Source organism: Kitasatospora sp. NPDC023385 (assembly GCF_055664045.1).
The window spans coordinates 177,643-189,130 of record NZ_JBVOOL010000012.1 but is presented as its reverse complement, the minus strand read 5'-3'; the positions used below and the strand labels follow the sequence as shown (position 1 = coordinate 189,130).

Sequence of the window (11,488 nt, the reverse complement as noted above, 5' to 3'; positions counted from 1 at the left end):
GGTGCGGTGTCGTGCAAGTTACATGATGCCCACGATCCCGAAAAGCGGAATATCCCGTCCACATGGCGGGACGACGCGCAGGTCAGCGGGTGTGTGGGGAAGGACGCGCCACAGTGCGCGTCCCGACGATTGTGCCCAACCGCCCCCCGCCCGAAACAGGGGCGAAACCGGATCGCCACAGAAGCCGATCATGGCCGCCTGCGAATCCATTCCGGCAGCCCGTCGGGGGATGCGAATCCGCGGCCCCGCGGCCCGGATGGTGAGACTAGGCCAGGCGCCGCAGGGCGCCCATGTGTGAAACGTCACGCGCTGCGCAGCATAGTCATGCACGCTTTCGGCCCCCCGGACTCGCGGGGATCACCCCACGTGGCCGCCGATGAGGAGGCCGAGCAGGTAGGTCACCCCGGCCGCGGCCCCGCCGAGCACCAGCTGCCGCAGCCCGCTGAACCACCAGCTGCGCGCCGTCACCCGCGCCACCACCGCGCCGCACAGGAACAGCCCGCCCGCCGCCAGCGCCAGGGCGGGCAGCAGCGTGGTCGCGCCCAGCAGGTACGGCAGCAGCGGCAGCAGCGCGCCGAGCGCGAAGCAGAGGAACGACGACCCGGCCGCGACCAGCGGCGAGGGCAGGTCGGTGGGGTCGACGCCCAGTTCCTCGCGGGCGTGGACCTCCAGGGCCAGCTCCGGGTCGGCGGACAGCTGCCGCGCCACCTCGTGGGCGAGGTCCGGGTCCACCCCGCGCGAGACGTACAGCTGGGCCAGTTCGGCCAGCTCGCCGTGCGGGTTGCGGCTCAGCTCCAGCCGCTCGGCCTCGATCTCGGCCTGCACCAGCTCCCGCTGCGAGGCCACCGAGGTGTACTCCCCCGCCGCCATCGAGCAGGCGCCGGCCGCCAGGCCCGCCAGGCCGGTCAGGACCACGGTGCCGTGGGACACCGCGCCGCCGACCACACCGGTCATCAGCGCGAAGTTGGACACCAGCCCGTCCACGGCACCGAACACGGCCGGGCGCAGCCAGCCGCCGTTGACGTCCCGGTGGTGGCCGGCCGCGGGTATCCGGGGCTGGTGTCCGGCCTCGGGCTCCAGGGTGGTCGTACTCATGGTCTTCCCCTCCGTCGTTGTTCGTCCGTCCTGAACGTAGCCCTCCTGACCTGGGCATTTCCAGCAAAGTAAGGCTGTCCGAACACCACTGAGGCCACCCTTCGCAAGCCTCGCGAAGGGTGGCCTCAGCCGGGGGAGTTCCCAGGTCAGATCGGGTTCTTGGCGTCCTCGACGGCCTTGTCGGCGACCACGACGGCCGACTCCTCGGCCACGGACCGGGCAGACTTCTTCCCGTCCGCGTCCTTCTCGGCCGTGCCGTCCGCCTTCTCCTCGGCCTCAGTCCCGGCCCCGGCGTCCGCCGTCCCGCCGTCGCCGGCCTCGCCCGGGTGCACGGCGGGGTCGATGCTCGCCGGGTCCTCCCGGCCGGGCCGCTTCCTGCCGACGATCACCAGGTACGCCACGGCGGCCAGGAACACCGCGATGGACACCCAGTCGTTCAGGCGCAGGCCGAAGTAGACGTGCGCCTCGTCGATCCGCAGCCACTCGGTCCAGAACCGGCCCACCGTGTACGCGGCCACGTACAGCGCGAACGCCCGCCCGTGGCCGAGCTTGAAGCGGCGGTCCGCCCAGATCACCAGCAGGGCGACGCCGACGCACCAGAGCGACTCGTACAGGAAGGTCGGGTGGTAGACGCCCTTCACGACCTCGCCGCTGGGCAGCGTCTTGTCGATCTCCAGGCCCCACGGCAGCGTGGTCTCGCGGCCGTACAGCTCCTGGTTGAAGTAGTTGCCCCAGCGGCCCATCGCCTGCGCGAGCGCGATGCCCGGTGCGATGGCGTCGGCGTAGGCGGGCAGCGGCACGCCGCGGCGGCGGGCGCCGATCCAGGCGCCGACGGCGCCCAGCGCGATCGCGCCCCAGATGCCGAGGCCGCCCTCCCAGATCTTGAGGGCGTTCCAGGGGTTCTGCCCCTCGCCGAAGTACAGCCGGCCACCGTCGGTGATCACGTGGTACAGCCGGCCACCGACCAGGCCGAACGGCACGGCCCACACGGCGATGTCACCGACCGTGTGCTGGGCACCGCCCCGGGCGACCCAGCGCTTGCTGCCGAGCCAGACGGCGACGACGACACCGAGGATGATGCAGAAGGCGTAGGCGCGCAGCGGGATCGGTCCGAGGTACAGGACGCCCCGCGACGGGCTGGGAATGTAGGCGATATCCATGGCGGTTCCGACGCTACAGGGTCGGTGGCCCCGGTCGGACACCCCCGGGGTCACAGATTCCGAACAGCGACGGGCGCGGAGCGGCCGCCGCCCCCTCCGGACGGGGAGGGGGCGGCGGCCGGTCCACGCCCGGGGGCGGGGTTCAGCCGGCGGCCGGCGAGGGGTTGTTGGCTTCCGAGGCGGCGCTGGTCGGCGCCGGGGTCTGCCCGTGCGAGCCGGCCGTGCCCAGCTGCTTGCCCTGGTTGGCGGCGTCCACCCACTTGGCCAGGTTCGCCGGGGTGATCTCGTCGTTGCCGTTCTTCGGGTAGATCGGCTGGCCGTTGAGGAGCACGGTCGGGGTGGACTTGTAGCTGGACTTGTCGAAGTCCTGCTGCACCGAGGACACCCAGCCGCCGAACTTGTCGTCGTTGACGCAGGCTTGAAACTCCGGCGTGTCCAGGCCGTCGACCTGCTTGGCCAGGTTGAGGAGGACGGCCTTGTTGCCGAAGGCGTCGCTGGTCTCGTCCGGCTGGTTGCGGTAGAGCACGTCGTGGAAGTCCCGGAAGTGCCCGGCCTCCTGGGCGCAGGCCAGCGCGTTGGCGCCGGTCTTGGAGCCCTTGCCCGGCACGGCCCGGTCGATGAACGACACGATGTGGTAGTTGGTGTAGACCTTGCCGGCGTCCTCCAACTGGTCGACGCTCGCCGAGAACTCGCGCTCGAAGCTGCCGCAGGCGGGGCAGCGCGGGTCCTCGTAGACGGTGAGCACGGAGGGCGCGTTGCCGGCGCCGACCGGGATGACCAGGTTCTTGTCGCCGATGGTCCCGGCGGGGGCCGCCGTCGGGGTCTCCGGCTTGGAGCGCTGGTTCTGCACCACGACGCCGACGACCACGGCGGCGGCGATCACCGCGAGCACGGCGCCGCCGACGATCAGCTTCTTCCTGCGCCGGGAGGAGGCCTCCTCGGCCTCCCGCTGCTCCAGCATCCGCTCGCGGGCGGTGCGCTTGCCTTCTCGGTTCTTCTCGCTCATTGCCTTGACATCCACGGTCGGGGGCCTTCGTCGGGTGCGGGGGTGGGGGTGTGCGGCGGGGCCGGAGGGTCAGCTCGCCAGCCAGCCGTCCGCCGAGAGCCGGGTACGGGGCCGCCACAGCAGCCACCCGGCCGGCAACAGGAACCCGGTGTCGCGCAGGATCTCCTGCAGGTACGCGGTCTGGGACTCGTCGACGTGCCCTCCGCCGCCGAAGCAGCCGCAGTCGATCGAGATGCCGCGCGCCCAGGCGGAGGCGATCCCGGCGATGAAGACGAGCAGCAGCAACGCGGAGACCCCGGCGACCAGCCGGACGCCGAGGCCGATCAGCAGCAGCAGGGCGAGCGCCAGTTCCAGGAAGGGCAGGCCGTAGCCGATCGGTTTGACCAGGCTCTCGGGCAGGATCTCGTAGGCGCGGACGGCCTGGGCGGCCTCCGCCGGGTCGGCGATCTTGGCCAGTCCGGCCCAGCCCCAGACCACCGCGAGGCCGAGCCGTGCGGCCGTGCCGAGCCAGTCGCTCCAGGCCGGCACCGGCCGCCGCGCCCGCGGCGTGGGCGCCGGCTCACCGGGCTGCGCTGCCGGGCCGGCCATCAGGGAACCCCCCTCGGGAAACTCGTTCACTTCCTGATGAACCGTAAGGGAGGAAGGGGGGTTCCTCCGTATTCAGGAATTAAGCCGGACGGGTGATGCTAGGTGACGGTCTGTCCGAATCGGACGAACACCCGTACGTCAGCGACAGCCCGGCATCCGCCCCGGGTCGAACAGCTCCGAGTACCCGCGCTCCGCCCGCTCGGCGGCATCCCACCGGGCCGCCTCGGCGCAGGCGACCGCCTCCCGCTCCGCCCGCTCGGCACCCCGCTTGGCCAGCGCCTGCCCCACCTCGGTGTGCGCCCCGACGGCGGCGCCCAGAGCCAGCGCGGCGGCCGCCGCCCGCAGCAGAACGGCCCGATGGAAACCTCGCACCGGCTCACCCCTTCGCTCGCTCCGCTACCTCCGCGCACCTCGTTCGTGCACTCGTCCCTCCACTCAACGCCGGTCAACCGCGGCTGGTGCGTGTGCCCGCGACGGTTCACTCGTTCGGGGCGCCCCGAAGTCGACGCGCCCAGAAGCCGACGCCCCGAAGCCGACGCGCCCCGCCCGAAGCCGACGGCCCGCCACTCCCCGGGGAGTGGCGGGCCGTCGACCGACCGTTCTCGACCGCGTCAGCGCCTGCGCACGCCCGCCGCCAGCTCACCGGCCAGCGCGCGCACGGCGTCCAGCGCCGCCGCCTCGTCGTCGCCGGCGTCCAGGATCCGCTTCACGAACGCGGAGCCCACGATCACGCCGTCCGCGAACCGCGCGACCTGCGCCGCCTGCTCGGCGTCGGAGACGCCCAGCCCGACGCAGACCGGCAGGTCCGTGGTGGCCCGGGTGCGGGCGACCAGGTCCTCGGCCAGCGAGCCGACCGCGGACCGGGTGCCGGTCACGCCCATCACCGCGGCCGCGTAGACGAATCCGCTTCCCGCCGCCGTCACCTCGGCCAGCCGGGTGTCCTTGCTGCTGGGGGCGACCACGAACACGGTGTCCAGCCCGTGCGCGTCCGCCGCCTTGCGCCACTCCTGCGACTCCTCCACCGGCAGGTCCGGCAGGATGCAGCCGGCTCCGCCCGCGGCCGCCAGGTCGGCGGCGAAGCGCGCCGGGCCGTAGCGGTCGACCGGGTTCCAGTACGTCATCACCAGCACCGCCGCTTCGGGGTGCGCCGAGGCGGCCTCCTGGACGGTGCGCAGCACGTCCTTGATCCGCACGCCGCCGCGCAGTGCGATGTCGTCGGCGGTCTGGATGACGGCGCCGTCGAGCACCGGGTCGGAGTGCGGCAGGCCGACCTCGACCACGTCGCAGCCGCCCTCGAGCAGCGCGTCAATGGCGCGGATGCCGCCGTCGACGGTCGGGAAGCCGGCCGGCAGGTAGCCGATCAGCGCGGCCCGGTCCTCCGCCTTGGCGGCGGCCAGGATGCCGCTGAGCTTCGAAGCACCCATGGTCAGTTACCCCCCTTGGCGGAGCCGGCGCCCGGCTCGTCGTACAGGCCGAAGTACTCGGCGGCGGTGTGCATGTCCTTGTCGCCGCGCCCGGAGAGGGAGACCAGGATGGTGGCCTCCGGGCCGAGCTCGCGGCCGAGTTCCAGGGCCCCGGCGAGCGCGTGGGCGCTCTCGATGGCCGGGATGATGCCCTCGGTGCGGGACAGCAGCCGCAGGGCCTGCATCGCGGCGTCGTCGGTGACCGGGCGGTACTCGGCCCGGCCGGTGTCCTTCAGCCAGGCGTGCTCCGGGCCGACGCCCGGGTAGTCGAGGCCGGCCGAGATCGAGTGCGACTCGATGGTCTGGCCGTCCTCGTCCTGCAGGACGTAGGTGCGGGAGCCGTGCAGCACGCCCGGGTCGCCCTTGGTGAGGGTGGCGGCGTGCTTGGGGGTGTCGGCGCCCTCGCCGGCGGCCTCGCAGCCGATCAGGCGGACGCCGGCGTCCGGGATGAACTCGTGGAAGATGCCCATCGCGTTGGAGCCGCCGCCCACGCAGGCGACCACGGCGTCGGGCAGCCGCCCGGTCCGGTCGAGGACCTGTTGCCGCGCCTCGACGCCGATGACCCGGTGGAAGTCGCGGACCATCATCGGGAACGGGTGCGGCCCGGCGACGGTGCCGAACAGGTAGTGGGTGGAGTCCACGTTGGCGACCCAGTCGCGGAACGCCTCGTTGATGGCGTCCTTCAGCGTGCGGCTGCCGGACGTGACGGCCACCACCTCGGCGCCGAGCATCCGCATCCGGGCGACGTTCAGCGCCTGGCGCCGGGTGTCGACCTCGCCCATGTAGATGGTGCAGTCGAAGCCGAACAGGGCGCAGGCGGTGGCGGTGGCCACGCCGTGCTGTCCGGCGCCGGTCTCGGCGATGATCCGGGTCTTGCCCATCCGCCTGGTGAGCAGGGCCTGGCCCAGCACGTTGTTGATCTTGTGCGAGCCGGTGTGGTTCAGGTCCTCGCGCTTGAGCAGGACGCGGGCGCCGCCCGCCTCGGCGGAGAAGCGGTGCACGTCGGTCAGCGGGCTGGGACGCCCGGTGTAGTCCTTGAGCAGGGCGTCGAGTTCGGCGGTGAAGGCCGGGTCGGTCTTGGCCTTCTCGTACTCCTCGGCGACCTGCTCGACCGCGGCGACCAGCGCCTCGGGGATGAAGCGGCCGCCGTACGCGCCGAAGTAGCCGCGCGCGTCCGGTACCTGGGCACCGGGCAGGTAGTCCTTCTCGGACATGTGGTTTCCCTTGGGGAGGTTCGGATGACGGTGACGTCTGGTCGGCCGGTCTCAGCCGCGCGTCACGCGCCATCGCCGCCCCGGTACCTGCCCGGGCTCGCAGCCGATCACGTACCGCACCCGACGCCCCAGCACCCGGCGCGCGGGCGCGCGGCAGCCGCGTGGGCGGCAGCCGGGGGCGAGTCGGGAGGCGATCTTCATCGGGCCGGGTCAGTCCTTGTGCCGGACGGCGGGGTGGGCCCCGGCGGCGACCAGGTCGGCGACCGCGGCGCGCGGGTCCTTGCCGGTCACCAGGGATTCGCCGACGAGCACCGCGTCAGCGCCCAGGTTGGCGTAGTTGATCACGTCCAGCGGGCCGCGGACCCCGGACTCGGCGATCTTGACGATGCCGCTCGGAATGGCGTGGGCCACGTTCTCGAAGGTGTTGCGGTCGACCTCGAGGGTCCGCAGGTTGCGGGCGTTGACGCCGATGATCCGCGCCCCGGCGTCGGCCGCGCGCCTGACCTCCTCCTCGTCGTGCACCTCGACCAGCGGGGTCAGGCCGATCGACTCGGCGCGCTCGATCAGCGACACCAGGGCCGGCTGGTCGAGGGCAGCGACGATCAGCAGCGCGAGGTCGGCGCCGTGCGCGCGCGCCTCCCACAGCTGGTAGGCGGTGACGATGAAGTCCTTGCGCAGCAGCGGGGTGTCCACCGCGGCGCGGACGGTGTCCAGGTCGGCCAGCGACCCGCCGAAGCGGCGCTGCTCGGTCAGCACGCTGATCGCGGCGGCCCCGCCGGCCGCGTAGTCGCGGGCCAGGGCGGCCGGGTCGGCGATCGAGGCCAGGGCGCCCTTGGAGGGGCTGGAGCGCTTCACCTCGCAGATCACCCGGACGCCGTCGCCCTTGAGGGCGGCCACGCCGTCCTTGGCCTCCGGGGCCTTCGCGGCGAGCGCCTTCAGCTCGTCCAGGGAGACCCTGGCCTGCCGCTCGGCGAGGTCCTCGCGGACCCCTTCGATGATCGAGTCGAGCACACTCACTCAGGAGCCCCCATCTTTTCTGCCAGTTGGCCGGCGAGAGCCGGGCGGGCAGCAGCCCGCCGGCCCTTCGATGGTATCGGCACCCGGGGGTGCGGGGCGCACCGCCCGGACCGCGTCTCGCGGAGCGGACGTCCGCTCCGGCGGCCCTCAACTGCGGATTCACCGGTTCTCCACCCGCACCCGAGCGGTGCCGGCGCGGCGCGGGGAGGGTCGGGGCGAGCCGGATCGGTGGCCGGGGAGCGGCGGTGCGGCGGCCGGATCAGACCAGCAGCGGTGCCAGACCCGCCCCGACCGGCGAATTGCGCACCACGGTGAACACCAGCACCAGCAGCATGACCAGCATCCACCGCCGGCCCCCGACGGTGACCCTGGGCGGCGGCCCGCCGGTCAGCGCGGCCCAGGCCCAGCGCAGCCAGAGCACCGCCAGCACGCCGAACAGCAGGACGGCGGCGGCGTTGTCGTGCAGGGCGCTGGTCAGGTCCCGGTGGGTCAGCGCGTGGACGCAGCGCAACCCCCCGCACCCGGGGCACCACCAGCCGGTGGCGGTGAGGAACGGGCAGTCCGGGTAGTGCCCGGGGGTGTTCGGGTCCACCACGGCGAGGTACGCGGTGGGGGCGGCCACCGCCGCCAGCGCGGCCAGCGGCGGGCCCAGTCGGCGCAGCACGGGCGGCGGGGCGGAGGCGGTGGTGGGGGCTGCGTTCACGCCCCGATTCTGCCCGCGGCCGGGCCCGGAGACGACGAAACGGCGGGCGCGGCGCGCCCGCCGTTCGGTTGTGCGAAAGGCGTGTCGTACGGAACCGCGCCGTACGGAAGTCCTCTCGTACGGGCGTTCTCCCGCGCGGACGTCCTCTCGTACGGCGGGCGCCTCCTGAACCGGAGGCGCCTCGTGCGGGAACCGGTCGTCAGGCGGCGGCGACGGCGGCGCGGGCCTCGCGGGCCTGGACCTGCTCGTCGGCCGACGTGTAGACGTTGGTGCTCGGCTGCCGGCCCATGCCCGCCATCGACATGGCCTTGCCGACGATGCCGCCGACCAGCACGACCGCCAGGCCGGCGCAGACGAGCAGCACCGACGGCAGGATCATCGCGACACCCGCGATGCCGAAACCGACGAAGGAGATGACGACGCCGGTCCAGGCGGCGGGGGTGTGGCCGTGTGCTGCTGCTGCCATCTGAATGCTGCTCCTTGGCTCTCGGGGCCCGGCCGGGCCTGCGGGGCCGCCGGCGGGTTGACGGGTTCCATTGTGCCGGGCCACACACGGACCGCCCAAAGCGGGTGGCGGGTCTATCGCGTCACATGGGCGCGGCGGGTGGCCGCGGGGCCTCAGCCGGCCGTGGGGTCCTCGCCGCGGTCCAGCGCCTTCCACAGGTCGCCCGGGGTGTCGGCCTTGGCCGGGGCCTTGCGGGTCGGCGCCTCGTAGCGGCTGCCCATGGCCGGCCAGCGGCGGCCGTGGCGCAGGGTGACCAGCCCGGCGAGGGCCAGCAGCAGGCCGCCGACCACGGCGACCCACGGCCAGGCGGTGTGCGAGATCTCGGTGGCCGCCGAGCCGGTCAGGGCGAGCTTGCGGGCGGCCTCGCTGTCCAGCGCGGCGGTGTCGCCCGCCCCGGCGGCCGCGGCGGCGGCCGCGCCGATCCCGGCGAGCAGGGTCAGCGCGCCGACCGCCAGCCGGCCGGCGCCGCGCACCGCGAACACCGCGACGGCCGCGGCCAGGCCCACCAGGGCCAGCCCGCCGGGCAGTTCGGAGATCCCGCCGCCGGTGACGGAGACGTCCAGGGTGCCGGCCCGGCCCTCCGCCCAGGTCCGCCCGGCCGCGGTCAGCACCAGCACGGCGCTCAGCACGGTCAGCAGCAGCATCACGCCGAGGGTGCGGCGGCTGGGGGCGGCGGGGGCGGGGGTCTGGTCAGCACTCACCCGACCACTATCCCCCGACCGGTGCCTCAGCCCGTACCCGGGGTGGGGAACACGTCGGTCCGCAGCACCGCCGTCCGCCCGCCCAGCGGGAGGAACAGGTCATTGCCGAACGGCACCCGCTCGGCCTCCCGGTAGACCCCCTCGGGGGACGGCGCGGTGTGCACGGTGCAGACGGCCGCCGCCGGGTCGACCACCACGTACAGCGGCACGCCGCCGTCCGCGTACACCCGCCCGGCCTCCGCCAGGCCGGGCCGGGCCACCTCCAGCACCGCCTCGACCGCGGTCGCGCCGAACCGGCCCCGCTCGCTCCGCGCCGCGCCCGGGGCGAGCACCACCAGGTCCGGGGCTAGGCCGCCGGGCGCCGCCGGGAAGTCGAGCGCCACACCGGACAGCACCCGGCCGTGGCCCGCCGGCTGGTCGCCGAACTGCCCGGCCGCGCTCAGCACGACCGCCCAGCGCAGCTCGTCGTACGGCACCTCGGGCATCCGGCCGCCTCCCTCGCGCCTCAGGACAGTTCCGGCCTCCGCAGCGTATTGGCGGTGGCGACGGCCCGCAGCACGGCGGCCGCCTTGTTGCGGCACTCGGTGTCCTCGCCGTGCGGGTCCGAGTCGGCGACCACGCCCGCGCCGGCCTGCACGTACGCGGTGCCGTCGCGCAGCACCGCCGTCCGGATCGCGATCGCGGTGTCGGAGTCCCCGGCGAAGTCCAGGTAGCCGACGCAGCCGCCGTACAGGCCGCGGCGGGTGGGCTCCAGCTCCTCGATGATCCGCATCGCCCGCGGCTTGGGCGCGCCGGAGAGGGTGCCGGCCGGGAAGCAGGCGGTCAGCACGTCGAAGGCGGTGCGCCCCGGCGCGACCTTGCCGGTGACGGTGGAGACGATGTGCATCACGTGGCTGTAGCGCTCGACCTGCATGAAGTCGACGACCTCGACGCTGCCCGGCTCGCAGACCCGCCCGAGGTCGTTGCGGCCGAGGTCCACCAGCATCAGGTGCTCGGCCCGCTCCTTGGGGTCGGCGAGCAGTTCGGCGGCCAGCCCCGCGTCCTCCTGCGGGGTGGCGCCGCGGTGCCGGGTGCCGGCGATCGGGTGCAGCATCGCCTCGCCGTCGGTGACCTTGACCAGCGCCTCCGGGCTGGAGCCGACCACGTCGAAGCCGCCCTCGGCGGTGCCGTCCGGCCCGGGGAAGCGGAACAGGTACATGTACGGGCTGGGGTTGGTGGTGCGCAGCACCCGGTAGACGTCCAGCGCCGAGGCCGGACAGGGCGCCTCGAAGCGCTGCGAGGGCACCACCTGGAACGCCTCGCCGGCCCGGATCCGCTCCTTGATCACCTCGACGGCCGCCCGGTACGGCTCGCCGCCGAAGGGCGAGCGGACCTCGCCGGGGCCGGCCGGGGTGAAGGTGGCCAGGCCCGGGTCGACCGGCTTGAGCAGGTCGGCCTCCATCGCGTCCAGGCGGGCCACCGCGTCCGCGTGGGCCTCGTCCACGCCGCTGGCCCGGTCGTTGTGGTTGACGGCGTTGGCGATCAGCAGCACGGTGCCGTCGACGTGGTCGAGCACCGCGAGGTCGGTGGCCAGCAGCATGGTCAGCTCGGGGAGCTTCAGGTCGTCCGGGTTGAGGTCGGGCAGCTTCTCCAGCCGGCGGACGATGTCGTAGCCGAGGTAGCCGACCAGGCCGCCGGTGAGCGGGGGCAGGCCGTCGTCCTCGTGGCGCGGAGTGTGCAGCGCCTCCAGCGCGGCACGCAGCACCTCCAGCGGGTCGCCTCCGGTGGGGATGCCGACCGGCGGGGTGCCGAGCCAGCGGGCGTCGCCGTCCGGGCCGGCGGTGAGCGCGGCGGCGCTGCGCACCCCGACGAAGGAGTAGCGCGACCAGCTGCGACCCTGCTCGGCGGACTCCAGCAGGAAGGTGCCGGGCCGCTCCTGCGCGAGGCTGCGGTAAAGGCCGATCGGGGTGAGGCCGTCCGCCAGAAGCCTGCGGGTGACCGGGATGACCCGGGTGTCGACGGCGAGCTTGCGGAAGGCTTCGAGGTCCATGCGGGGC

At 74.0% G+C, this 11,488-nt stretch carries 14 protein-coding genes; all 14 read right to left on the bottom strand.

Annotated features, from left to right (window positions below; genetic code table 11):
- Positions 1-357: 357 nt before the first annotated feature.
- A complete protein-coding gene (locus tag AC0B61_RS20545) occupies positions 358-1,095 on the bottom strand; it encodes a VIT1/CCC1 transporter family protein (RefSeq protein WP_471742134.1) in 738 nt (245 codons plus the stop codon).
- 146 nt (positions 1,096-1,241) lie between these two features.
- Positions 1,242-2,255 (bottom strand): prolipoprotein diacylglyceryl transferase, encoded by a 1,014-nt coding sequence (gene lgt, locus AC0B61_RS20540; protein WP_471742133.1) that lies wholly within the window; start codon positions 2,253-2,255, stop codon positions 1,242-1,244.
- A 142-nt stretch (positions 2,256-2,397) separates the two neighbouring features.
- A complete protein-coding gene (locus AC0B61_RS20535; RefSeq protein WP_471742132.1) occupies positions 2,398-3,261 on the bottom strand; it encodes a DsbA family protein in 864 nt (287 codons plus the stop codon).
- A 69-nt stretch (positions 3,262-3,330) separates the two neighbouring features.
- Positions 3,331-3,879 (bottom strand): MauE/DoxX family redox-associated membrane protein, encoded by a 549-nt coding sequence (locus tag AC0B61_RS20530; protein WP_471742131.1) that lies wholly within the window; start codon positions 3,877-3,879, stop codon positions 3,331-3,333.
- Between the two features lie 108 nt (positions 3,880-3,987).
- The gene (locus tag AC0B61_RS20525; RefSeq protein WP_471742130.1) at positions 3,988-4,221 is read right to left on the bottom strand and encodes a hypothetical protein; all 234 of its coding nucleotides are present in this window, start codon (positions 4,219-4,221) and stop codon (positions 3,988-3,990) included.
- A 239-nt stretch (positions 4,222-4,460) separates the two neighbouring features.
- Positions 4,461-5,273 (bottom strand): tryptophan synthase subunit alpha, encoded by an 813-nt coding sequence (gene trpA, locus AC0B61_RS20520; protein WP_471742129.1) that lies wholly within the window; start codon positions 5,271-5,273, stop codon positions 4,461-4,463.
- 2 nt (positions 5,274-5,275) lie between these two features.
- Positions 5,276-6,526 carry a tryptophan synthase subunit beta gene (gene trpB / locus AC0B61_RS20515; RefSeq protein WP_471742128.1) on the bottom strand — a complete coding sequence of 417 codons (1,251 nt, stop codon included), beginning with the start codon at positions 6,524-6,526 and terminating at the stop codon, positions 5,276-5,278.
- Positions 6,527-6,577: 51 nt separating this feature from the next.
- Positions 6,578-6,727 (bottom strand): tryptophan biosynthesis modulator TrpM, encoded by a 150-nt coding sequence (gene trpM, locus AC0B61_RS20510; RefSeq protein WP_400923159.1) that lies wholly within the window; start codon positions 6,725-6,727, stop codon positions 6,578-6,580.
- Positions 6,728-6,736: 9 nt separating this feature from the next.
- Positions 6,737-7,543 (bottom strand): indole-3-glycerol phosphate synthase TrpC, encoded by an 807-nt coding sequence (trpC, locus tag AC0B61_RS20505; RefSeq protein WP_471742127.1) that lies wholly within the window; start codon positions 7,541-7,543, stop codon positions 6,737-6,739.
- Positions 7,544-7,802: 259 nt separating this feature from the next.
- Positions 7,803-8,246: a DUF2752 domain-containing protein gene (locus AC0B61_RS20500; protein ID WP_471742126.1), complete on the bottom strand. Its 444-nt coding sequence runs from the start codon at positions 8,244-8,246 to the stop codon at positions 7,803-7,805.
- A gap of 199 nt (positions 8,247-8,445) precedes the next feature.
- Positions 8,446-8,712, bottom strand: coding sequence for an HGxxPAAW family protein (locus AC0B61_RS20495; protein WP_471742125.1), 267 nt, complete (start codon positions 8,710-8,712; stop codon positions 8,446-8,448).
- Positions 8,713-8,864: 152 nt separating this feature from the next.
- Positions 8,865-9,452, bottom strand: coding sequence for a TIGR02234 family membrane protein (locus AC0B61_RS20490; protein ID WP_471742124.1), 588 nt, complete (start codon positions 9,450-9,452; stop codon positions 8,865-8,867).
- Positions 9,453-9,478: 26 nt separating this feature from the next.
- Positions 9,479-9,937, bottom strand: coding sequence for a Uma2 family endonuclease (locus AC0B61_RS20485; protein WP_471742123.1), 459 nt, complete (start codon positions 9,935-9,937; stop codon positions 9,479-9,481).
- A 20-nt stretch (positions 9,938-9,957) separates the two neighbouring features.
- Positions 9,958-11,481 carry an anthranilate synthase component I gene (locus AC0B61_RS20480; RefSeq protein ID WP_471742122.1) on the bottom strand — a complete coding sequence of 508 codons (1,524 nt, stop codon included), beginning with the start codon at positions 11,479-11,481 and terminating at the stop codon, positions 9,958-9,960.
- Between the last annotated feature and the right edge of the window lie 7 nt (positions 11,482-11,488).

Coding starts and splice junctions, on each gene's coding strand:
- lgt (WP_471742133.1), bottom strand. CDS start 2,255: ATGGATATCGCCTACATTCCCAGCCCGTCGCGGGGCGTCCTGTACCTC.
- AC0B61_RS20495 (WP_471742125.1), bottom strand. CDS start 8,712: ATGGCAGCAGCAGCACACGGCCACACCCCCGCCGCCTGGACCGGCGTC.
- trpA (WP_471742129.1), bottom strand. CDS start 5,273: ATGGGTGCTTCGAAGCTCAGCGGCATCCTGGCCGCCGCCAAGGCGGAG.
- AC0B61_RS20535 (WP_471742132.1), bottom strand. CDS start 3,261: ATGAGCGAGAAGAACCGAGAAGGCAAGCGCACCGCCCGCGAGCGGATG.
- AC0B61_RS20485 (WP_471742123.1), bottom strand. CDS start 9,937: ATGCCCGAGGTGCCGTACGACGAGCTGCGCTGGGCGGTCGTGCTGAGC.
- AC0B61_RS20545 (WP_471742134.1), bottom strand. CDS start 1,095: ATGAGTACGACCACCCTGGAGCCCGAGGCCGGACACCAGCCCCGGATA.
- AC0B61_RS20480 (WP_471742122.1), bottom strand. CDS start 11,481: ATGGACCTCGAAGCCTTCCGCAAGCTCGCCGTCGACACCCGGGTCATC.
- trpM (WP_400923159.1), bottom strand. CDS start 6,727: ATGAAGATCGCCTCCCGACTCGCCCCCGGCTGCCGCCCACGCGGCTGC.
- trpB (WP_471742128.1), bottom strand. CDS start 6,526: ATGTCCGAGAAGGACTACCTGCCCGGTGCCCAGGTACCGGACGCGCGC.